This window comes from Nitrosopumilaceae archaeon, from assembly GCA_035631875.1.
GTDB lineage: Archaea > Thermoproteota > Nitrososphaeria > Nitrososphaerales > Nitrosopumilaceae > TA-20.
This window is the reverse complement of sequence record DASQHX010000013.1, coordinates 1-24,455: the sequence shown is the minus strand read 5'-3', so window position 1 is coordinate 24,455 and position 24,455 is coordinate 1. Positions and strand designations below refer to the sequence as shown.

Sequence of the window (24,455 nt, the reverse complement as noted above, 5' to 3'; positions counted from 1 at the left end):
TCACAAAAAAAACAAACAGGGGGAATTTCCAACTTTGGAAATTGCTCTGTATTTAAATTTTATATCATTTTTGAAAAAATAATAATCAATTACACGTATAAGAAATTAATTCATATCACTTGAAAACTTTTTGTAATTTTTTAATTTTTTTGTAATGTGTAGTCAAGTTAAAATAAAATTATGATAAATTTTTCGTGCTTGACTAGTTTCATATTTTGTTTTGAATTTTTTTCTACCAGTCTACACTTGTATATGAAATAATTAATTTTATTTTTGGTATAGTTCTTCAAATATTTTAATTTCTACAAACCTTGCAGGATTGCTATTTTTTATCGGTCAACAAATCAAATCCCACTCCAATCATTGTCATCATCCTTTTGAATTTTAATGTCTGCACTTTTATCTTCATCTTGAATTTTTGTTCTTGTGCTTTCCTCTTCTTCTTTTATTGTAGGACTGGTTTCTGAAACTTTTTGTTCTGACTTGGATCTTTTTGCTATCAGATTAATTATAATTATAGTAACAGCAAGTACAATTCCAAGACCGACAACAATGTAAAGTGATGTTTTATCTAATTTTTGCACTACACTTAATGTTGTTTTATTTGCATTGTTGTATGTAAGATTCATTTTGTTTAATGCATCAACGTTTGTAGGATCAATGGCAAGAACATTATCATAATATAAGATTGCTTTATCATGCTTGCCTAGATTGTCATATGCTATGCCAATGTTATATAATGCATCTGTGTCACTTGGATTAATAGCAAGAACCTTGTCATAAGATGAGATTGCTTCGTCGTATTTTCCCAAATTTGCAAGATCAACACCTTTGTTGTTTAATGAATCTGTGTCATTTGGAGTAATAGCAAGAACCTTGTCATAATATGAGATTGCATCATTGGTATTGTTCAGTCTATCAAGTGCAAGAGCAGTGTTGTAGAGCGCGTTTATGTTAGCAGGGTCTATGCCTAGTGTCTTGTTATAGTATGATATTGCGTCTTGGTATTTACCTTGGTCAAAAAGAGCATTTCCTTGCTTGTATAATTGCTGAGATATTGGAGCTGGCGTGGTTGCATTGTTTACTGGTGCTGATTTAATGGTAGGAGAATTAACAGGTGAGGTGCCATTTGACAGGGTTGCAGATACTTTATCTTTCATATCTAGAGAATCAGGAGGTAGGGTGTTGTTTGACAGAACTGGGGATTCAACAGGTGAGGTGCCATTTGACAGAGTTGCAGATACTTTATCTTTCATAGCAAGAAAATCATAAAGTGATTCACGAAATGGTGCGTGTGAATAGGATTTATTTGAAAATACTTGCGCATCACTTTGATTTAAGGTGGAAAATATTACCATTATAGATAGCAATACGATGAATCCGTAAAATTTCATGCATATGGTACCTCCTTTCCTGATTGAAAAGGTTGCGTCTCTTTCTTGAAGAACCATAGTTCGGATCATATTACGAAGGAGATACAAAATAAAAATTTGTGACCATTCTTAACGAGATTGCAACAACCCAAATACAAATAGGTAATGCCATGAGCAGATTTATTCTCCGGCTCAAATAAAATAATGCTATTGCTGCAGGTATTTGAAAAGGAATGTCGTAGAATACTCTAGATTGAATTAAATCATTACCAAAAAGTAGAGGAAGAATTCCAATAGCAAGAAAAAGTGCCAAGAGAATATTTGGAGGCTCTCGTAGATTAGATCGAACAAGCCAGTATAAACCTAGAATCAAAATTATAAAATTTCCAAATTGTCCACCGGCGAAATTTTGCATGGTATCATTTAGAGTGCTCCAGGATAGAATCAACTGTGGTATACCAGCTCCTTGGCTAGCAAGAGTTACATCTTGTGAGATCGCGCCGTGCACATTAGTTATGACAGTCCTTGAAACATCGATTGCAACTGTGAGTAGGACAACTAGAAAAACAAGCGCTACTCGTTTTTTGTCATAGTGATGTAATTTATACATGAGAATCAAAAAAACAGACATCACCGCTGTTAGGACAGTCCATGTGTGTATGTGACTAAAAACCAAGGCTATCATTAGTGAGATGTAAGCAACAAGGTTTAGCTTACCAGATTTTTTTAAGAATCTAATTAGAAATACAAATGATAAATATCCTATAACAAGTGCAAACAAATTGGCATAATATCCCGCGTATATGCCGATTAATGTCTGAGCTGAAACAGCTGTGAGAAAGGCAGCAAAAAGTGACATGTTATCGTTTGAGGTAAGCTCGCGCGTCAGAAGAAATATGCTCAAAACTAGCATTGGAACAAGTATCATTGGTAAATGATCAACGGTTACCGATAGATCGCCAGGTATCATCTTTGCCAGACCATACAAAAAGATCAAGGTGATTGGTCTATCTCCACCACTAATTCCAACAAAGGCCTGATGAATAAATCCTGAGGGGTCTTTTGAATCCATCAGATTCCTTAAAAAAATAACATAATATGCACTATCAGCCCCAACCTGTTGATTATTGTTATTGATTGCAGGATAATGAGGTACAAGTGAAAGAGCAACTGAGAAGAGAATAATGAGTAACAAATATGGGATTTTATTTCTAGATTTTTTGTTGGAATCAGAAAAAAAGGAATTCTCATCAGTTTTGAACATTTTGATTAGAGATTTTCCTACCAAAAGTTTTACCGAAGATCCTGTGATTAAAAGAAATATCAAAAGAGATGAAAAACTACCAAATAACAAAAAGATATCATAGGCGTAATCCTTGACTATAATTTTGTTTGATTGAAAAGAAAATAATTGTATCACTGATACTATCAAACTAACAGTGGCTAAAGCAGTAAATAGTATGGCTAGATAATTTAGATTTAAGTTTGTTGAGTAACTAAGAATCTTTACAGTTGCAAAGCGATTGTAAATTAAAAATGACAATATAATTGGAAATGAAAATAATATGGCAGCATCAAAAGTGATATTACCTCCAAGTGCTGCTATAGCTGTAGAGCCGACATATATTATAGGTATGAAAATTTTTGGTTTCTTCAATAGAGACAAAGCAAGCCAAGAAGCTGTTCCACAGACAATAATTAGCTGATCAACATGTTTGTCTAAAATGTGAATAAGAAATGGTTCATGATAATTAAAACGATTTTCAAGAGGAGCTATTCCCACTTGAAAATAAGAACCGACTGAAAAAATATAGAAAAATAAAGTTGCTCCAAATATTACGGAAGATATGATCAAGGCGGGTGGATTTCCATGACCAAGAACCTTTGCCAAATTGAGACTAGAAATCATTGTTGACGCCATAAAGTTGCATAATATTTGATATCATGAGACCCATGTTAAAGATATTTCCAACATAGAAAATTATCATCTCTCCTAATGATTCGTATGTAAAGAACATTACAGATAAATCATTATAATACTTGAACATTAGTTCATAATGACATTGATGGATTTATCTACGTTAAATAAATACGACCGCAGCGGAATGCATAAAATTTATGATATATGGCCTGAACTGGCATTGGAATCTTACAAAACAAAAATAGACGTTGTTGATTTTAACGGCATAGACCACATAGTGTTTGCTGGAATGGGTGGTTCTGGTGCTATTGGAGATATTTTTTCTTCCATATTATCGAAAACTAATGTTCATGTTAGTATAGTCAAAGGATTTGTTCTTCCAGAGACAGTAGATTCCAATACTTTGGTTGTAACAACAAGTGTTTCTGGCAATACCGTGGAAACTCTTGCGATTTTGGATTCTTCATATAAAAAGAACTGTAAAATAATTGCCTTTTCTTCGGGTGGAAAGATGCAAGAATATTGCATAAAAAATAAAATCGAGCATCGAAATTTTCAACAGATGCATTCTCCTCGGACATCATTTCCTATCTTTCTATATGGTGTATTGAAAGCATTAGGGAATATTATTCCTATGAAAAAAGAGGAGGTTCTAGAATCTATCAGATCTTTAGACGAACTACAAAAAAAGATAAACTCATTAAATCTAGATAATAAAAATCTCGCTCTGGATATTGCATCTTGGATTTCAGGAATTCCTCTTATTTACTATCCTTTCGGATTGCAATCTGCTGCTATCCGATTTAAGAATTCACTTCATGAAAATACAAAGAGCCAAGTCTTTTTAGAAGAAATAAGTGAAGCATGTCATAATGAAATTGTTTCCTGGGAAAGACCTACTAATGTCAAACCAATTTTAATTGAAGGACAAGATGACCATATCACAACCAAGGAAAAATGGCAAATACTAAAAGAATACTTTGGAACAAAGAGAATTGATTATAAGGAGGTGGTTTCTGTTCCAGGAAACATTCTAACCAAATTAATTAATTTAATTTATCTACTTGACTATGCGTCTATCTATTTAGCTGTCATGGGAGGGGTAGACCCATCTCCTACACACTCCATTGATTTTGTAAAGCGCAGACAGGATATTCACAATATAGAGATTATCAAATCCAAATTTCTATAGAATTCCGAAGCCGATAAAATCACTACCACACTACACACCATCCAGCCGTTAATTCTGTAAGAGACAGTGGGAACATAGTTTTATGATTGTGGTAGTGATGGTCTTTTTACTAATAAGATAATTTGTGAAATTATAACTGTACACAGAAAAATGGATGAGAGCTTGAGACTTTTGCATATAAATCAATAATACGAACCATGTGTGTTATAGATAATACGGATAAAAACTCAAATAGAAGAGTCTCGTTTGATCGGATACAATGGTCAGGGAACAGGATAAAAAAATTATTGTTTGTATTCCCGCATATAATGTGGCTAGGGTTATCCGTCACTTAGTAATAGAATGCCTCAAGTATTCTGATGATGTAATTGTCTGCGATGATGGTTCCATAGACGATACTGCGGCAGAGGCTAAGAAAGGTGGTGCCACTGTAATAAGTCATTCAAAAAACAGCGGCAAAGGAGCTGCAATGAAATCTCTTTTCAATATTTCAAAATATCTGAAAGCAGATGTAACAATAACAATGGATGGCGATGGTCAATTCCTGCCACAGGAGATTGATAAAATTGTTAAACCTATCTTTGAAGGAAAGGCCGACATAGTAATAGGCTATAGATTTGAGGAAAATAATCAAATACCAGCATACAGAAAAGTAGGTAACAAGATTTTAGACAAGATGACCAACATGTCATCCGAGTTGCGTTTCCGAGATACACAGAGTGGATTTAGGGCTTATTCAAGTAAAGCAGTAGATCTTATTAGCTTTGAATCAGAGCGGTTTGGTGCAGACGCAGAGATTCTCATTGATGCATCAAGAAAAGGATTAAGAATTGCAGAAGAAAAAGTCACAGTTCTGTACAATACAGGAGAAAAGACTTCGACTAAGAATCCCATTTCTCATACTGGAGAGGTTGTAAACTCTCTAGTGGAATTGATTGCGCTCAGACGTCCTCTAAGATATCTTGGATGTCCAGGTATTGTATTAACGTCCCTTGGATTAGCGTTTTCAATTCTGACAATAGGGCTCTTCAATCATACTAGGTATTTTTCCATCCCAATGACGATGGTTGCCATAGGATGCGTTATGGTAGGAGTAATGCTCATTTTAATGTCGGTAGTTTTGTTTAGCATTGGCAGAGCTATGCGAAAAGGATATTCATAATTAACATTACTATGTCATTAGTAATTTCTGATCTTAACTACCGATCTTTATTGATAATTTTACCCATGTTTGAGAAATTTGCTATTTTAAAATAATCGTGATTATTTTTGAAATCAAAATATTCACAAAATGAATCAGGAAAACATATGGAGGAAACTACAAATGGATAACACCTTATCAAATAAATGTAAAGGAAAGACAATCTTTGTTACTGGAGGAGCAGGATTTATCGGATCAGAGGTCATTAGGCAGATATCGTCTTTTGGAGCAAATGCCATCGTTTTTGATAATTTATCCTCTGGTAAAAGACACTATTTGTCAAATCTCAAAAATGTAAAATTTATCAAAGGTGATATTAGAAATCGAGGAGTAATTTCTCGAGCATTAAGGAATTGCGATTACATTATAAATTTGGCTGCATTGCCATTTATACCTGATTCTTATCACTATCCACAGGAATTTTTTGATGTTAATACAAATGGTACCTTGAATGTTGTTCTTGAAGCAATAAAGCAAAAAAGTATAAAGAATTTTGTCCATGTTTCCACAAGTGAAGTTTATGGCTCGGCTAAAAAAAATCCAATGGATGAAAACCATCCTACCCTTCCGCAATCCACATATGCCGTAAGCAAACTTGCTGCAGACCGAGCGGTTTTTACGATACATAAAGAACATGATTATCCGGCTGTTATTATCAGACCTTTTAATTCCTATGGCCCAAGAATAACTCAACCATATATCATTCCCGAAATTATTAACCAAATATTACATAGAAAAGATACAGTAAAACTTGGAAATGTTGAGTCGTATAGAGATTTTACCTATGTCGCAGATACAGCTAGAGGTATGATTTCCGCTTTGTTTAATGAAAATGCGGTTGGAGAAACCATCAACATTGGAAGCGGTGAAACCTACAAGATAAAAGATTTAGTGGAAATCATAGCTGGTATAATAGGAAAAAAGATTCACATTACAATTGACAAGAAACGTTTCAGACCATTTGATGTTCAAAAATTAATTTGTGATAATCGTAAAGCAAAGAAGGTATTGGCATGGGAACCGGAAATTTCAATTAAAGATGGATTGACTAGAACTGTTAATTGGATGAGACAGAATCCGCCTGATTTTGCTACTCCCTTTGAAGGATGGGCAAAAACTTACAGAATGAACTTGAATCGCAAAAAGTGATCAATTGAACACTGTACCAAAATCAGTAATCAAAGCAATCGAAGAAAAAATCAAAAAGCATACAGACTTCATACCTGGACAGAGTAAGATCCCATTAATAGAGCCCTCCTTTGGATCTGCCGAAATAATAGAAGCATTAGATTCATTGTTAACCACAAAAGTGACTATGGGAGAAAAGGTTAGAAAATTTGAGAAATTATTTGCAAAATATCTCAAATCTTCTTATGCCTCAATGGTCAATTCAGGTTCATCTGCTAATTTAGTGGCACTATCTGCATTAACTAATCCTTGGTTTTCAAAAAGGTTGAAGAAAAATAGCGAAGTGATAACACCAGCAGTTACTTGGGCAACAACAGTCTATCCAATTACCAATCTTAATTTAAAACCAAAATTCGTGGATATTAATTTAGAAAATTTCTGCATAGATACAGAAAATTTAGAAGATACGGTTTCTTCTAACACTTCATTACTTTTACCCGTTCATCTACTTGGAAATGTGTGTGACATGTCAAAAATAAAAGAAATTGCAACAAAAAAAGATCTTCTAATAATGGAAGATTGTTGTGAAGCTCATGGAGCTCAATACAGGGGTAAAAAAGTAGGAACGATAGGAGATATTGGAACTTTTAGTTTCTTTCTTTCCCATCATATTACTACCATTGAAGGCGGGATGATAGTTACTAATGATGAAACATTATACGAGTTATCTAAAGCATTAAGAGCATTCGGATGGATTCGCGATCTTAAACTTAAGAATCAATATACAAGAAAATACCCCCACATAGATCCAAGATATTTGTTTGTAAATACTGGTTATAATTTCAGACCCACTGAGATTCAAGGTGCTTTTGGCATTCACCAAATTTCAAAGTTAGAAAAGTTTATCAAAATAAGAAAGGAAAACGCAAGATATTGGGATAAAAAACTTGGACAGTATGAAGAGTATTTTATTTTAACAAAAGAAGCTCCAAGAACAAGATCAGTTTATTTTTGCTATCCATTGACTATCAAAAAAGACTCTCCATTTGATAGAAAATCACTTTTGGAATATTTGGAAAAAAAGAAAATTGAAACACGTCCTATAATGTCAGGTAATTTTTTGGAGCAACCAACTATACAATTCATTCCTCACTTAAAATACGGTAAATTGGACAATTCAAGGCTGGCTATGCGTAACTCATTTTTCTTTGGAAATCATCACAAAATTGGCAAACAGCAACGAGAGTATGTAGTGGATATGATAGCACAGTTTATAGAGAGAAAATTATGGAAGCGATGAAACTGCATAGAACTAAGTAAATAACAGTCTACTGTAAGTCATTTGCATTATCAAAGATATTTTTTAGTAGATTGTTTCTATTAGTAATAGAAAATTCTCCTTCTTCCAAGGTTTTCTTAGCTGCCCCCCCAATTTTATCTCGCAATTTTTTATCCTCTATAAGTAACTGCATTTTCTCGGCAAGTTTTTCAGTCATATATGATCTGATTTTTCTCACTTCGTGCAAGTATGACAGGGCATGTTCATTTGGTAATTCGTTATTGGAATAAAATTTTTCAATATTAGTAGGTCGTATTAAAAATCCATTAGTACTGTCACGAATTAATTCGGATGTGTTAAAAATATCAGTGGCAATTGTTGGAAGACCATAACTCATGGCTTCCAAGACAGAAAGATTCATAACTTCATAACCAATATGTGGAAAAATATCACAGGTAAGATAGAGATCTTGTATTTCTTCCTGGCTGATCATATTTTCAATAAGTACTATACCCTCATTATTCATAATTTGGTTTCTTAAGCTTTCAGGAATTTTTGATTTAATAACTAGCTGTATTTTATTACCGTATTCTTTTTGCAATCTAATAAACGCCTCAAGAGTTTCGTAGAAGCCCTTGAACTCAAAATTTAACATATTTCCGATATTTGCACTCCCCATAAACAGGAAGCGTATGATAGAATCTTTTTTCTTTTTTTGAATTGTTTTCACATCAGTGGTATATCTGACAACTTGAATTTTTTTTTGTATTACCTCATCATCAAAAGATTGCACGATTGTTCTTTTTGCCCACTCACTCCATGCAATAATTTTTTTACAATTATCCTGTCGCAGTTTTTTTGCAATCATTCCCTTCACCAGGGACAAATCAGAATATCCACTCCAAGTGGATGCATGTTCAGCATCTACTACCCACGGTTTCTCACTGGTTATGATGTGCTGAGCAGCATAAATCAAATCAGTATTTGGCGGTATTGGCACGTTGTCACGGAGTTGGTAAATTAAATACGGTAATGCCTGTACTTGATATAGTATTTTTTTGTATATTGCACTACGATTTTTACTTGTCAGTGTGCTGAATCTATTTACAGTTGAATTTTCAGGAATTATTATATTATATCCCTCTGGTGGATTTCTTTGTATTTGCCTGTAAATCTGATGCACTGGTACACCGTTAAATCGTGGCTTTACGAATACAGTTTTCAATAATTTATAATTCAAAGTTCTATTGTATAATTGTTAATCCTCAGATTTCGCATCTTGAGATGGTGTAATTTTTAATATTTTCAAACTAATTTGTCTCTTTCTTGGTTAACCTAAGATAATGTCGTAGTATCGTAGGGAAGATTATGCTTTCATCAAATTGTTCTGCTTTAATTTTCGCGTTGTTACCTAATTTTGACCGTAACGAATCATCAGTAGAGAGCAAACCAATAGCGTCTTTGAGCTCATGAGAATTATAGGGATTGATAAGCAATCCCTCTTTACTATGTGTGATCAAAACTCGGTTCGCCGGAATATCACTACATATTATTGCACAGCCGCAACTCATAGCTTCCTGTAATGCACTTGACATACCTTCCGTGTAGGATGGGAGTACAAAAATATCGAAGGATGAAAGAATTCTAGAAATATCAGTTCGATAGCCACAAAAAATAATTTTATCTTCAATATGTTGTCTTTTAGCCTCCTCTTTAAGATGAAATTCCTCGAGGCCTGTTCCAACTAAAACCAATTTTAAAAAAGGATGGTCTTGTATTACTTCTTTAAATGAATCTAACAACGTAATGAGATTTTTCTCTGGAGATAACCTACCTACGAATCCAACAATTTTTGTTTGATCATCTATGCCTAATTCTTTTCGGATCAAATCTCTATCGGTTTGTGAGAACGTAAAATTTTTTAATTTTAGTGGAGTTGGCATGTATTCTACTGTTTTACCAAGAATCTTCTCATAGTAGTCCTTTATTTCAGAATTCGAACCCATAGTACTGTCTGCACTCTTTAATGTGAAAATATCTAGATTATATTCAAGCTTTAGTAATATTTTACCTAGTCTCCCTTTGAGGGTAGATGTAAGAGTTCTATGTCTGATTCCGTGTGAATCTACTATGACGGGTATTTTCAGAATCTTGCCAGTTATTACTGCAGCCAAGCCTGAATAGCCACTGTCTAATGCGTGTATTAGTCTTATTGGCGTACTCATATTAATTGATAGAATTTTGACTATACAAAGTAATGAGAAGAAAATCTTAGAAAGCATGTAAACAGCATACGGTGCATTTACTACGATTCCTTTTCCATTATTTTTTTTATCTTTAGTCATTTCAAGGTTAGGTAAGTAATTTACTTTTACGCCCAGAAATTTGCTGCCAATGATGACTACATTCAAGTTCTGTTCCCTTAACCATCTGCCAAGAGAAAGTGCGTAACCCTCCTCTCCAAACACTGATTCAGAAATCCTGCCTTGTGTTACAATACAATACATAGACTAGTCATTTCCCATAATATTATTTGTCCAGCAGATTATGAACCATCTGAAAAGTAGCATATCCATAGGACAGAGAGATATATTTGGACCACGGATCATACTTTACATCACCCCTTGTCACCAAATATAAAGAAGATGTTAAGAGTCTGGTGAAATATGTTTGGTTGTTATGATTTTTCTTTTGTTATCATCTAGATTTTTTATTGTACACCTATTCAGATGCAATAAGAAGAGTATGTTATTTGGAAAAAATATGATTTATAATAGTAGCACAAATATGTGTAAAAACGTAGGATTATCAAGATTTGTCAGACACAGTTATAGTAAGATCAAATTTAATTATTTATGATCCTAGAGTAGGGAAAATAGCAAGATCATTAAAGAAAAGATACCCAGTAACGGTATTGGGATGGAATAGAGAAGGAATCTCGGCAGAATTAATTAAGAGTTATGCGATTCCACTCAAACTTTTTAATCTGAAAGCACCGGCCGGAAAACCTTCTCTTGTTGCATATTTGCCTTTATTTTGGATTTGGATTTTTTTCAAGTTGGTTATTTACAGACCACAAGTTGTTTACGCGTGTGATTTTGATACTATTTTTCCTTGTTATCTTTACAAGATAATATTAAGGAAAAAATTGGTTTTTGATATTATTGACAGATATGCCATGACACACATTCCTCAAAAATTTACAATATTGTATATGCTTGTAAATTTATTTGAAGAAATATTTGGAACAAAAGCTGATATGTTTGTAACTGTTTCAGAAAAATTACTTTCAACATTCAAAAGAAAATCAAAACAATGTGCCATCATAATGAATTGCTCGGAATATCGTCCTAAAAATGAAATAAAATCAAGAGACAACATTCTGACTCTGGTTTATACCGGTGCAGTAGCAAAGATGCGTGGATTAGAGAGAATAGCTGAGGCAATAAAGGGTCTAGATGGTGTAGAATTTGTAGTCGCAGGTAAAGTTTTGGACCAGGACCTTCTAGAACAAATTTTAAGACTGTCCAATATAAAATATAAAGGTCTTTTCCAGCAAGCGGAATCTATAGATCTAGAAGCAAGTTGTGATGTGATGATTTGTTTATACGATTTGAGGATACCAAATTTCAACTTCGCATTACCTGTCAAAACATTTGAAGCCATGATGTTGGGATTGCCAGTAATCACAAACGTGGGATTTGAATTAATTGATGAAGTAGACTGTGGCATTAAGGTAGAATATGATGATCTAAACCAAATAAAATCAGCCATAGTTCGTCTCAGAGATGACCAAGAATTACGTAGAAGACTAGGAACCAACGGTCGTAAGGCATTTGAACAAAAATACAATTGGGATAATTCTGAACAGGAATTGTATAAAATGTACGATAAGTTGTTGAGATAACTATCCTGATAAAAAAATTAATCAAAATAATTCTCAGTTTTTTCTATACGATTTGTTTTCAAGTTTGTATTATGAATATTTCTCTGAGTAAAAGGTTACTAAAAATTTTTGTATTCTTTTAGAAACGGAACGTCATCAATTCAAATTTTTGACATGGATAACATTTATACCTTAAATCTGCCATGTCATATAAAAATATACATTCACTATTGGTAGCGTATAATATATTGGTCAAATTCTTCTCATTTGTATCCCTCAATAAGATTGTCCTGAAAGGTCTAAATGTAGATGACTGTCACTTTTCACATGGATGTAGGTCTTGTATCATTTGTAATAAGATTAAGAAATACTCCAAAACGTTTTCTGTTAGAATGCTTGAAGAGTGCACTATCCCAGACATACAATAACATTGAAATCATACTAGTTTTTGATAAGGGCGATCCGGACAAAGACGCAGGAATTCGTGAAGTAATTTCTGGTTTTCATGATGAGAGAAGATTACAAGTTTTTTACAGAGAAAAAGGTGCTGGTCTGTCCGATGCAATGAATTACGGTCTTATGAAATCAACAGGAAAATTTATTGCTGTTTTAGATGCTGATGATAAATGTTCAGAAAACCGAATTGAGCGTCAGCTTCAATACATGTTGGAGAAAAAGCTTAATTTTGTGGGGTCATGGGCTAACATTATTTCAGAAGACGGGAATGTAATTGCTAGATTTAAACCTCCATTGTCCCACATTGATATTCGCAATAACGTAATGATCCATAATCCCTTCTACCACAGTTCAATACTTTACGAAAAGGATATCTTGACTAAAGTGGGCGACTATATCACATACTCAGGTTCTGAGGAATACGATTTTTATCTGAGAGTAATTAGTAACGGATACAAAGTTGGTAACGTTCCAGAATTTCTATGTTATTATCGGAAATGGGAATCTTCCTTTGTAACTTCTTCCAAATGGGGTCAACGGAAAGGATATGTCAAAATAAAATTTAATGCAATAAAGAAATATCATTATTTGCGATTGACTGATTTGTTCTATGCCATACTATCGCTTATGGTATTTTTTGTGCCATTAGGAAAAGAGAATTTGGCATCATCAACGTTGGGATGGTATGAAATTATTAATACAGCACAAGATTCATCACAGGAAAAAAAAATTGATTAAGTTTTTACAAAGAAATCTAATCAAGTGTTTAATCAATAGGAATGACTAAAATAATTGTTGAAAGAGAAGTACATATTTTTACTTACATAACTATTAAACAGAGATGTTTATGAAACTTAATTATGCAAAATGCTACCAAGATAATCACTTTGGCAAAATTCAAAAGGAATCAAATCTGTTCTCATCTACTTTGTCACCTTTTGTAATTTGTGCATATAGGTGAATGACTTGAAAATCTTATTCTTTTTACACTTTTCAAATCCATCTCCTAGCGCCGCTTGGACTAGGATATCATTCTTTGCAGATTACTTTAGTAGAAAAGGAATTACGATCTTTATCGCTGGCGTATTTTCTTTTAAGAGTCTTGGTAGAGCAGGACGTGGTAAATGGAATGAATCAAAAATTTTCAATACGACTCCAATTATAATGGCAACTAACATATTTGCATTAATATTCAACCATGTTTCTTCATTTTTTTCTTCTATGATATTGATCATATGCCTAAAACCAGATATAGTTGTAATCTCGGTTCCAAATGGCGACTGTGCTTTAGGTTCTTATCTGGCAGCAAAAATCTTTAGGAAAAAAATATTGATAGATTACAGAGATGAGTGGGAAGATTACATTATTAAGAGAGCTGTGTCCGGATTTTACAAGCAATCATACAAATTTCTTAAAACTCTAATAACCAGATGTTATATTAACAGCGCTCAAGTTGTAACTGTAACAAATGCACTTGCTAACAGTCTGACAGAAAGGGGTGTAAGGAATGTCAAGATTATATCTAATGGTGCAGACACTAATGTTTTCAAACCTTATGATAAACTGAAAACAAGACAAAGGCTAGGTTTTGATGAAAGAGATTTTATCATTTTGTATAGTGGTGGCATAGGAGAATACTATAAACTCGACATAGTAGTTAGAGCCTTACAGAAATTAATTAACAAAGTACAGAATGTAAAACTATTACTAGTTGGAGGCGGTCCTGAACTCCAAGTAGTGTTAAATTTATCTGAAGATCTAGGCATACGTAATAGAATTTTTTATCTTGGTCCAAAGTCTGACAAAATTGAGCTGGCCGAAATAATTTCCGCAGCGGATGTGGGGGTAGTTCCATATGATGCTAATCCGTTATGGAAGAACTCTCTGCCCGCAAAGGCGTTTGAGTATTTTGCGTGCGGTCTTCCTGTGGTCGCTACTGTTTATGAGGACTCTACACTTGGCAAATTAATATTTGAACACAAAATAGGTCTTGTATCAGATCCTGAGAATGTTGAGGCGTTAGCTGATTGCTTGGAAAGAATAAGTATTGATAATTCTTTTAGAAAAGATGCGAGTAAAAAAGCGGTATTACTAATCGAAGAATGTTTCGATAGAAATAAGATAGCTGAGAAATTTCTTAATTTGATAAAGTGTTAATTGATGGAAAAAATTAAACAAATACATTCCGCAAGGAGTCTCATTGTAGTTGTTGTAATAGCGGAACTCTTTTCATTATTTACTTTGTGGTTAGTAGATTCTTCTATAAAATATCCTCTCTTCGTTATTGAAACCCTTACTATAGTAGCAATTTATGTTGTTTTGAGCAATTATGATTTCAGGTTTGCTCTAAAAAAAGACTTCGTCAGAAGAATTTCTCCAGCTTTACTTATGGATATCGTACTAATTTATTTTGCATCTCTTTTAATTGTCTTGAATCAATTTAACATACCGGATAGTACCACTAGACTCGTCTTAGCACTTGTTTGTACATCTGGTCTATCAGGATATGCTCTTTTAAATGTCTGTAGGCTAACAAAATATTTCTCAAAACTGGAGATTGTAGTTTTATCTTTTCTTACAAGTTTTGTTTTGTCCGGATTCTGTACCCTGATTCTTTTGTGGAGCGAGGAAAGCATTCGAAGTGTAGCCATACCTTTTATATTCATCCTACTTGGTATCGCATCATTTCTAACACATCTTAAGATTAAAGGTGTTACATCATTAAAAATCAATTCGCTATCGAAGAATATCGATATTTTGCCCATAATATTGTGCATCTTCTTTTATGCCATATCTTTCTACTACATCTATCCAGATTTTACTCTTCTACATGCTACCGACGTATCGAGATATTATAGTTACTCTATAATACTATCAAGAACTCCTGATCTCTATACTGATTTTAACTATATTCTATTCAACTCTTTTAGTTCTACATTAAACATTCTCTCGGGATTTCCCACTATTACATCATTTCTTACTATCCTGACAACATTAAGTTCCATTTTACCCATATCCGTCTACATCTTTGCAAAGAGATTCCTTGCAGATGTAGACAGAAGAATCCCAGCAATTTCAATTGTATTTTATACAATATTAAGTAATTTTTCATTTATCCTTTTTACTAAAACAAAGGTCTTGCATTCTCTTACTCCTGAACTTGATTTGTTGCAATATGTGGGGAATAAATCATATAATGGTACGTCATATTTCGTACAACCTTTTCTCTGGTTTGCTCCAATCACTGTAGCCTTTATCATATTTATTTGTGCATTTCTCTTACTGAAAGTTCAGAATATTCCAAATTCAAGATTCATTCCACTGTATACTGCTTTGATTATGTCTATGTATTTTGTTCATGTAGCCGATCCCATAATTTTTGTTGCAATCTTAGGAGCTTATTCCATGATATCGAAAAGCAAGTCGTTACGGATTGATGATGCTTTATTGTCTTCGCTTATTGCATTTATTCTAGCTGCTGTAATTCAAGCGTTTATTTTAATTTTCTGGACTTCCTCCTTAAGAGTTTCAGGAATTAACATTCGAGATATGTTACCGGTGATTTTACCAATACTGTTAGTTAGCATTTCTATGGTTTGGAGACGTACACTCTTACACAAAATCCATTTTTCCATGAAATTTGTGGATAGCAAGAAATTTTATTACATTTTATCTACGACATTGGTTGCTGTCTACCTTTTTGGTTTTTTAACATGGTTCGTTAATAATGACTTTAATGTTTGGAATGTTTCTGACATATACTCTGTTCCTTGGTTCATTTACCCTCTCACATTTGGTATAGTTGGACTACTTGCCCTAATTACCATACGACACCTTGGATACATTTTACCCAATAGCTCAATAGCGCTCCTTTTTTGGTCAGTCGCATTCTCAGTCTTATTTGCTAGAGCAATTTCCTTTGTTAATTTTAATTTCACATTCTCAGGTTATTTTGAGAACAGAATTATTTGGTATACCTTTCTTTTTCTTGCACTTTTAGCTCCTTTACCACTCATCAAACTAATGGATCAGATATGTATAAAAAGAAAATTCTTTACAATTATCGGTTTCTCGATTATCGTATCTCTTATTATTGTTTTAGGTTTTTCTTCAACAGTTTTGCAATTGGAATATTGGGTTCAATTTAATAAGTTACATACATTAACTCAAAACGAATTTCTGGCCACAGACCACCTAAAAAATATTTTACAGCATGATCCTCGAGCCTTTACCATAGGGTTATCAAATTCAGACAGCTACGTTATCCCATTTGCTACTTCTCCATATCAGTTTCCAAACCCTGAAATTATTGAGTACTCAGAAAGGCCAGAAATCCCCCTATATTCGCTAAGTGCCCATGGTCTTCCTCATGCATATATCTACACGACTAGCCAAGATTTTGACATGTTGAAGGGTCAAAAGAGCTGGCTTGTTGATCATTTTCTCCCTACACTTCCAATTGTTTTTTCAAATGATGCGGCGACAATTTACAACGCGACACATGTCTCATATCCGCGCTTTAATTCAGATACACACATGCTTGTCCCAACTAGTCCTAGCACATCACTTGATTCTTCATTTTATGGATATGATATAATTTCCTTGCATGATCGTAATTATACCGTCATGTTTGACATAGATCAAAATGCACTCACGGGGAAAACTGTGATACTAAGCTATGATCCACCAGAAAATAACAACTATCAACTAAACAACTCCAGTCTGCGAGAAGCATCAGACTATATCTCATATGCAAGATCAGGAGGAAATCTGATTGTACTTAACACAAATGGATATGGTTCTATATCTAACATTTTATTTAAGTTAGGAAATTCCTCGTACGAAGTAAGTAAAATTGCGCTACCTTCTGGCGATTTCTTACCTGTGAATGCTACAGTTCTTCCTACGTTTGCTACCGAAAATGTTACAATGTCAGGTTTCTATAATTCTGCTGAAAATAATTCATCAATTTTTATTGCCAATAAAATTGTGGGTCTTGGTAAAATTAAATATGTGAACATATATCCAATAATATCTGCCTTCAACGATAATAAAATAAGTAGAACTACATTACAAAAAATATTTGAAAAAGTATCTGATCAAATTGACTTGAATACAATCAGTTCTCATTTACAAAATAACAATATTAAAACTAATTTTAGCGAAATGAATGGAAATGGTAACGTCGCTATTAATTCTACCTCACTTATCTTCCCATATGATCAATTTGCTAATATGACAATAAAAATTAATGATAAATTATCAATTGCAAATGTTACCAAATTGAGTATAGTTGGTTATCACTACGCTATTTTGCATGGAAATCAAATTTTCACTAGTAACGGAATGGGTTTATACGCAAATGCATATATGGGTAATTCGCTGAATATTTTTTTCAAAAACAATGCAACATTAACAGTAGTGTCAAATAATAACAAAACATCTAATTTTGATAATGTTTCTAATATTTTCATTGAGAATCATGAAGAACCTATACATGTCTATTTATGGCAACCAAAAGTATACATCGATGGTAACACTTTCTTCCAACAATTCTTGGGAATAGACACATTAGGAAATATATCATATAACCGTAATGACCTCAGCATCTCAGGCAAAATTTCCGAGACATTGTTTCTATCAGATGCCTATACCTATGGTAGTGCTATATCTACAAGTGACGCCATACCTGCAAGCAGTCCTATACCTGCAAGCAGTCCTATACCTGCAAGCAGTCCTGTTCAGCAAAGTTCCTATAAATATCATTATGACGAGATTGGAAATGTAATTCCATCCATCTTAAAATTCAGATTCGCATCTGTTCCTATATTTGTGGATGGTCTGTTACTAGGCCCTTTCTCAATAGCAGTTATCCTCCTTTTAATTGGAAATTCTAAAAGCGTGAAACAAGACAAAGAGTGATAATGGAGGCAGAGAAAATTTGAAAGATTTTGTATGTATGCTAAAAACTCATAAGATTTAAGAATCAACTTGTATGTTATAGCAAAGATGTGGTGATCAATAAAGAATAAACCTTCAATCACCCACTGAGTGAATAATACCTTAATTATAGCTTCATTGCTTTTAAACTCCAGTCGGTGAAAGAATTTTAGTAATACAAATCTAGGAAGGGGGGCAGTTTACCTTCTAATTGAGAACCTGATCGGAATGTTCTCCGGCTACGTTTTCTGGTTTATTATTTCAAAATTTGCTACCGCGGCAACAGTCGGTACATCCTCTGCAGTCATATCCATGGTTACAATTTTCATAAACATTGCAACTATCGGTATTCCAATTGGAGTTGAACGATTTTTAGGGAAAAGTTTTTCCGAAAAAAAATTGGGAAATGCTAGGCTCTTTGTTGAAGCCTCTACGGTCCTTGTGTCATTTGGAACTTTGGCGTGTTGTATTGCTATTCTGATTTTTAGGAATCTAATACAGAACGTTTTTAAAATTGATCCTAGTTTGATGGTTGTTGCTATTCTCCTAATATGCTCTAGTTGCATCTACAATTTATTTCGCTCAGTAATAATCTCCTCTCTTAAGACAAAAAGCCTACCTTTGATAATGATCATTTCTACTGGTGCAAAGATAGTACTATCTATCGTTCTAGTCCTAATGGGTATGGGAGCATTTGGTATTACCCTTGGTTATGCTTTGTTCTCAATTTTGGGATCTATTCTTTTTATTATTGTTGTAATTATGATTTTCAAAGGGTCAAAGAATAACGCTGATCTCAAGTTAAAGCAATCTTTTAAAAACATTCTAGAGGCGAGTATGACAAACTGGATTCCAGCATTAATTGCAACGCTAGGCTCCCAGTTAGGTACGATAGTTGTGTTTGCGTCAAATGGAGCAAGTCAAGCCGGTGTTTATTTTATTTCTTATTCCATAGTTACAGCTATAGCTGCTGTCGCATCAGTCCTCTTTACTATTGCATTCCCAGCACTAAGTGCTATGGATGATGGTAGGAAAACATTTGTATGGAGAATCATAAAAATGAGTGCAATAATTTCAATACCTTTCTCCGCCTCAGCCTTTTTCTACTCAAAAGAGATTATGCAGCTATTTGGACAAAGTTATGCCGATGGTTCTCTCTTATTACAGATAATGGTATTAGCTACATTACCTGGTCAAATTGCGTCTGGTGTTAGTACACTGACTTATTCATATGGTAAATACAGACAAGCTCTATCAATAGGCATAACAGGAAACGTTGCTCGTATCATACTCTTTTTCATATTAGTTCCAATGTATGGAAGTAGCGGTGCAGCTCTTAGCTATACATTGAGTACTATTACTAGTCTGATTATGTCTATGTACATTTCAAGGAAGATAGGATTGCATATTTTTTGGAAAATAATTGTACTCACACACATAGTGCCTTTTGTATTGGCATTTGTTCTAAGCTATTTCCAGGTGAACTTCATTATCGGTACGTTCATTACACTTGTTTCATCTTACTTACTTCTTTTGAGATTACATATTATAACTAGATCGGATATACAGGATTCAGTGGGAGTTCTTCCGGGCAGTATTGCGAATTCAACACTTAATTTATTGAATAAGATTGGTAAAAAACTGGATTCATCCTACTAGATATTGTTGCATCAATGCTAGATAGTTTATCATCTACTGATTTTACATTAATTAGAAGATGATCTTGAGCAATTTAGCAACGATCGATAAAGATTCAGAAAGTTTTGAATCTGAACTTCAGCGCTAAATTTTTTATGGTATATCTCTGAACCGCTTGTGGACATTCTTTCACGGAGGTTATCATCTGTTAGTATTTTGATGAGTTTTTCTGCGAGGATTACAGAATCACCAGCCTCAAAAAGAAAACCGTTAAACCCATCTTCTATTGTTTCCTTATTTCCACCCACCATGGAAGCTACTACAGGCAATCCAGAAGCCATTGCCTCTAAAAGTGCAACTGAGTGACCTTCTACAAATGAAGGAAGAACAAAAGTGTCTGCGGCGTTATAATATAGAGGAAGCGTGGTTGGTTCCAAGTATCCAAGGAATTTTATATTTTCACCAAGGCCATATGAAGCCACAAGTGATTCCAATTTTACCCGTTCTATGCCATCTCCAACAACAAGAACAAAAAAGTTCGGTATTCGTGAATATAGAATTCTGCAAGATTCAATAAGTGTGTAAACGCCTTTTATTTTAACCAAATTCCCTACATACAATATTACTTTCTTGTTAATAGGAAGACCTAGTCTCTGTCTTGCCATCAATTTATCTCGTCGTGAAAAAAGACTTTCGTCACACGAATTATAAATAATCATAACTTTATTCACATCTGCTCCAGCATTTAGAGCAAGTGATTTCGAAAACTCTGAAACGGCAATTATTTTTTTAAACCGAGGTAATGCAAATTTTCTAACAAGATGCATTAATTTTCCAAGTGCAACTAATTCACCTCTGTGCACAGTGGCAATGATGGGAATATTCTTGAGTTTGGCCACAATTATTGCAGTACTGGAAAAAAAATCAGGCGCTTGAACATGCATAATATCTGGCTTTATTTGATTTACCAATCTCATCATTGAAAATAAGAAGAATTTTCCTTTTCTTATCCCTTCTATCCTATATATCGTAATTGAGTCTTTTGAGGTAACTAGTTCTTCTTCTCCTACAAGAGGAACTATCAATGAGACCTTAACACCAAATTTTGCGAGACTTTTTGCAAATAAATAAATAAATGTACCAAAACCAGGTTGTTTCTTGTTTGGAAACCACGAAGTGATTATGCAAATACTCAGATTTTCTCCAGTTTTATTTTTTATTAACAATCACCTAGCATTATGATATTATCATTATTTTACTGTTAAGTAAATATTGTAATTCTGAAATAAAATCATTGACTGATATTTGTCCGTCTGCCCACCATCCAGCATTATTTTTGAACCATGATGGAATATAGGTTGATTGATGTGTGCTTGTCTGATCTTGATAGGGTAATTCTACAATACCATTTTTGATAAGATAGTGAATACTGTCTCCAAAAATGCTATCTCTTATCTGCCCGTGAGACCACAATTTTGCGCTAATTTTAATCGATGTGGAGAGCGTCGTATTAGATTCAGATGGAGTTGCTATGTTGATATTGGAATGATTTTCATTTGGTAATTGTATCCTGCCAGAGGTCACATTTAATAAAAGATCTCCTAAATTGGAATTCTGATATGACCCACTTATTTGGTATTGCCCAGTTAAGGAATCTTTGTCAAAGATCATAGGATAATAAAAAGAACCTGCTGATGTGACATCAGCTTGATTTTGTTCAACAAATCCATCTGGTCGTATAATGCTTAAAAGAACTGAACCTCCCTTTGGATTGGTTACCTTACCGAAGATATTTACTGTAATGGATTTCCCAACTGACACAGAAAGTTGGCCTTGATTCCCATTTACGAATCCATTTGCAGATTGCGTGATTATACTCATATTCAAAACTTGATTTGACCGGAGAGTTGGCACATTCATTTGAGGATGATATGTACCGTTAAGTATCTCCAATAGTATTGTCGAATTTGATGTATTCTTGGTAGTGTATGTGTCTAAAATTACTGTATTTTTTCCTTTATCATCAAAATTCGGACGAGTCATTTGTCCGCCAATAATTATATTATATGATGCTAATGGATCAATGTTAGCACTGATTGCGTTAGAGGGTAAATCCCAAAAAATAACATTGTAAAAAGCCTCCCAGTAATGTTCCATATCCTTTACACCATAAGTAGTCATAGAACCGCCCTGAAATTGCAAATCTCTGAAAGTATTTCCAAAAAAACCTGTCCTCCATGGTATATATTTACCCGTGAAATCAAATTCAATTCCCCTTACAAAACTATTACCGTTGATGTTATAGAATGTATTCGCGCTTATGTAGTTTGGTGAGGATGTATTAAAATCAATTACAATAAAAGGATTGGTTATAACCATATTCTCTACAAGATTAAAGGAAACAGCTTCACCCTGCATTAAAATTCCAATCCAATTCCTCGTAACAGGAAATGCTTCGTTTATGTTGCCACCGTCTATCACAGATTGAAATGTAGCGCTGTTGAATCGGAATACGTGTCCTCCATATCCAGATGGAACTACAATGTATGCATTATGTGCTAATCTCAAATATGTATTAGATTTAAGATCAAATCCTGAAAAATTTGAGGATAAGTTGTATGTGCCTTCTGCTATGTATATGTCACCTCCCCTTTCAAGAGCAGTCTTAATTACAAATTCAGGTACCCCACTGCTGGTAATTATGTTGTTTTGCGAATCTGTCACATAATAATAATTGTTACTTTGATATACGATTGTTTCGAAATTATTTGGCAAATTTGTGGTTTGGGCAAACGTTCCCGTAAACAGAAAAGTAGATGAAATTAAAAGTCCGATAAGTGCAATTATAATTTTCATTTATGATAAATTCAGAATACCTGACATACCATAAGTTTTGCGCATGAATTTCCTAGTATTTACCGTCAATCAGCAAAAACGGTCTCTAATGCCTTTTACTTACATAACTATTAAACACAGATGTCTATAAAAATGATTTATGAAAATTGCATCAGTAGTAGGAGCCAGACCAAATTTCATCAAATTAATTCCTATTCATAAAGCAATCAGGAACAGCTTTGATCATAGAATAATACATACAGGTCAGCACTACGACTATGAATTATCAGAAATTTTCTTTAAAGAATTCAATTTACCAAGACCTAATTTTGATCTAAATGTAGGTTCAGGTACTGCCTGCTATCAGATCAGCGAAATGATTAAGAAGCTTGAAAAAATTTTTCTGGCGACAGATTTTGATTTAGTAATTGTTTACGGCGATACTAATTCTACTTTTGCAGGTGCACTTGCGGCAAATAGATGTGGTATAAAGGTAGCGCATGTAGAAGCAGGCTTGCGAAGTTTCGACAGACGCATGCCGGAAGAAAACAACAGAGTGTTAACAGATCATATTAGCGAATATCTGTTTGCACCAACAAAGACAGCTGTCAAGAACTTGAATAGAGAACATGTAACTGGACAGATAATGTACACTGGTGACATTTCGGTTGAAATTGTGAATGAAGCTATCAGGCTATCATCAAGATCCGAAATTCTGAATAATCTTCAAATTGAACCAAAATCGTATGTTCTTGTCACGATGCATAGAGCCGAAAATACTTTATCTGAGAATTCATTAATCTCAGTCATCAATGCATTTGAGATACTATCGGAAATGCAAATAGTATTTCCAATCCATCCAAGAACAGAGAAAATACTAAAAGAAAAAAAATTGTATGAACGTCTTAAGAGATGTCAAAATGTGAAACTAATCAAACCAGTAGGGTATATTGACTTCATAAAGTTAATGAAAAATGCCAGAAGGATAGTAACCGACTCGGGCGGAATACAAAAAGAGGGATATCTCCTATCCATCCCTTGTATAACAATTCGAGACAACACAGAATGGGTAGAAACTGTAGAGATGGGTTGGAATATTCTTACTGGTGTTCATACTAAAAAGATTGTTAAAGCTGTGAGGCATTGGGAGCCTTCACGTACCCTAAAACCAATTTTTGGTAATGGTCAAACATCCAAAACTATCAAGGAATTAATTGTATCACTGACCAAGAATAATAAAAGGTAGAAAAAAGCAGGCAAACTAGTGGTGAAAATGTATTGATTTATTTTAAAGACGTTGTCATCATGTACTATGACATTAACTCATCTCATGAACGCCTATATGCGTGATATAGGACAGATACTTGGAATTCTGATAATTGGGTATTGTAAATTCTCAAATCATCAATTAGAGTACCGCTCTTAACAGCTTGAATTCCATTTGCTGATGCACCTATTGCTAAATTTTGATTATTTGATATGGAATATGTTATAGCTTTATTGGTTCCTTGTTTATCCTTTATTCCGTTCACATAAATTTTCATGCCATTTTGATTTTTCGAACCATCATATGTACAAACAATATACTGCCACGAATTATTGTTTA

17 protein-coding genes are annotated in these 24,455 nt (G+C 33.9%); 10 read left to right on the top strand and 7 right to left on the bottom strand.

The window, feature by feature from the left end:
* Window positions 1–344 precede the first annotated feature (344 nt).
* Both VEU72_09315 and VEU72_09310 read right to left on the bottom strand, forming a co-directional pair.
* Entirely contained in the window at window positions 345–1,394 is a 1,050-nt protein-coding gene (locus VEU72_09315) for a tetratricopeptide repeat protein (GenBank protein HYL67329.1), read from the bottom strand.
* A 70-nt stretch (window positions 1,395–1,464) separates the two neighbouring features.
* Window positions 1,465–3,282, bottom strand: a complete 1,818-nt coding sequence (locus VEU72_09310) for a hypothetical protein (GenBank protein ID HYL67328.1) — start codon at window positions 3,280–3,282, stop codon at window positions 1,465–1,467.
* Window positions 3,283–3,430: 148 nt separating this feature from the next.
* Between VEU72_09310 and VEU72_09305 the strand changes: the two genes are divergently transcribed.
* From VEU72_09305 to VEU72_09290, 4 genes are all read left to right on the top strand, one after another.
* The gene (locus VEU72_09305; GenBank protein HYL67327.1) at window positions 3,431–4,486 is read left to right on the top strand and encodes an SIS domain-containing protein; all 1,056 of its coding nucleotides are present in this window, start codon (window positions 3,431–3,433) and stop codon (window positions 4,484–4,486) included.
* A gap of 259 nt (window positions 4,487–4,745) precedes the next feature.
* The gene (locus VEU72_09300) at window positions 4,746–5,648 is read left to right on the top strand and encodes a glycosyltransferase family 2 protein (protein HYL67326.1); all 903 of its coding nucleotides are present in this window, start codon (window positions 4,746–4,748) and stop codon (window positions 5,646–5,648) included.
* Between the two features lie 162 nt (window positions 5,649–5,810).
* Window positions 5,811–6,836 (top strand): SDR family NAD(P)-dependent oxidoreductase, encoded by a 1,026-nt coding sequence (locus VEU72_09295; GenBank protein HYL67325.1) that lies wholly within the window; start codon window positions 5,811–5,813, stop codon window positions 6,834–6,836.
* A 4-nt stretch (window positions 6,837–6,840) separates the two neighbouring features.
* Entirely contained in the window at window positions 6,841–8,115 is a 1,275-nt protein-coding gene (locus VEU72_09290; protein HYL67324.1) for a DegT/DnrJ/EryC1/StrS family aminotransferase, read from the top strand.
* A gap of 28 nt (window positions 8,116–8,143) precedes the next feature.
* Here the strand turns inward: VEU72_09290 and VEU72_09285 are convergent, their stop codons facing one another.
* The gene (locus tag VEU72_09285; protein ID HYL67323.1) at window positions 8,144–9,319 is read right to left on the bottom strand and encodes a glycosyltransferase family 4 protein; all 1,176 of its coding nucleotides are present in this window, start codon (window positions 9,317–9,319) and stop codon (window positions 8,144–8,146) included.
* An 85-nt stretch (window positions 9,320–9,404) separates the two neighbouring features.
* On the bottom strand, window positions 9,405–10,601 hold the full coding sequence (locus VEU72_09280) for a glycosyltransferase family 4 protein (GenBank protein HYL67322.1): 1,197 nt from the start codon (window positions 10,599–10,601) through the stop codon (window positions 9,405–9,407).
* Window positions 10,602–10,909: 308 nt separating this feature from the next.
* On the opposite strand from VEU72_09280, the gene VEU72_09275 reads away from it, so the two are divergent.
* The 5 genes from VEU72_09275 to VEU72_09255 all read left to right on the top strand — a co-directional run bounded on the left by VEU72_09275 (window position 10,910) and on the right by VEU72_09255 (window position 20,035).
* Complete coding sequence (locus VEU72_09275; GenBank protein ID HYL67321.1) at window positions 10,910–12,001, top strand: glycosyltransferase; 1,092 nt, start codon at window positions 10,910–10,912, stop codon at window positions 11,999–12,001.
* A 306-nt stretch (window positions 12,002–12,307) separates the two neighbouring features.
* Complete coding sequence (locus tag VEU72_09270; protein HYL67320.1) at window positions 12,308–13,174, top strand: glycosyltransferase; 867 nt, start codon at window positions 12,308–12,310, stop codon at window positions 13,172–13,174.
* 228 nt (window positions 13,175–13,402) lie between these two features.
* On the top strand, window positions 13,403–14,593 hold the full coding sequence (locus tag VEU72_09265; protein HYL67319.1) for a glycosyltransferase family 4 protein: 1,191 nt from the start codon (window positions 13,403–13,405) through the stop codon (window positions 14,591–14,593).
* A 3-nt stretch (window positions 14,594–14,596) separates the two neighbouring features.
* Window positions 14,597–18,358 (top strand): hypothetical protein, encoded by a 3,762-nt coding sequence (locus VEU72_09260; protein HYL67318.1) that lies wholly within the window; start codon window positions 14,597–14,599, stop codon window positions 18,356–18,358.
* A 246-nt stretch (window positions 18,359–18,604) separates the two neighbouring features.
* Window positions 18,605–20,035 carry an oligosaccharide flippase family protein gene (locus tag VEU72_09255; GenBank protein ID HYL67317.1) on the top strand — a complete coding sequence of 477 codons (1,431 nt, stop codon included), beginning with the start codon at window positions 18,605–18,607 and terminating at the stop codon, window positions 20,033–20,035.
* Between the two features lie 47 nt (window positions 20,036–20,082).
* Here VEU72_09255 and VEU72_09250 read toward each other — a convergent pair whose 3' ends face one another.
* Together VEU72_09250 and VEU72_09245 are read right to left on the bottom strand one after the other, a co-directional pair.
* Entirely contained in the window at window positions 20,083–21,240 is a 1,158-nt protein-coding gene (locus VEU72_09250) for a glycosyltransferase (GenBank protein HYL67316.1), read from the bottom strand.
* A gap of 10 nt (window positions 21,241–21,250) precedes the next feature.
* Window positions 21,251–22,870, bottom strand: coding sequence for a hypothetical protein (locus tag VEU72_09245; protein HYL67315.1), 1,620 nt, complete (start codon window positions 22,868–22,870; stop codon window positions 21,251–21,253).
* A gap of 139 nt (window positions 22,871–23,009) precedes the next feature.
* Here VEU72_09245 and wecB point away from each other — a divergent pair, with 139 nt between their 5' ends.
* Complete coding sequence (gene wecB, locus VEU72_09240) at window positions 23,010–24,095, top strand: UDP-N-acetylglucosamine 2-epimerase (non-hydrolyzing) (protein ID HYL67314.1); 1,086 nt, start codon at window positions 23,010–23,012, stop codon at window positions 24,093–24,095.
* A gap of 82 nt (window positions 24,096–24,177) precedes the next feature.
* Here wecB and VEU72_09235 read toward each other — a convergent pair.
* Window positions 24,178–24,455: LamG-like jellyroll fold domain-containing protein (locus VEU72_09235; protein ID HYL67313.1), on the bottom strand; the 278-nt coding region annotated here is incomplete at its 5' end.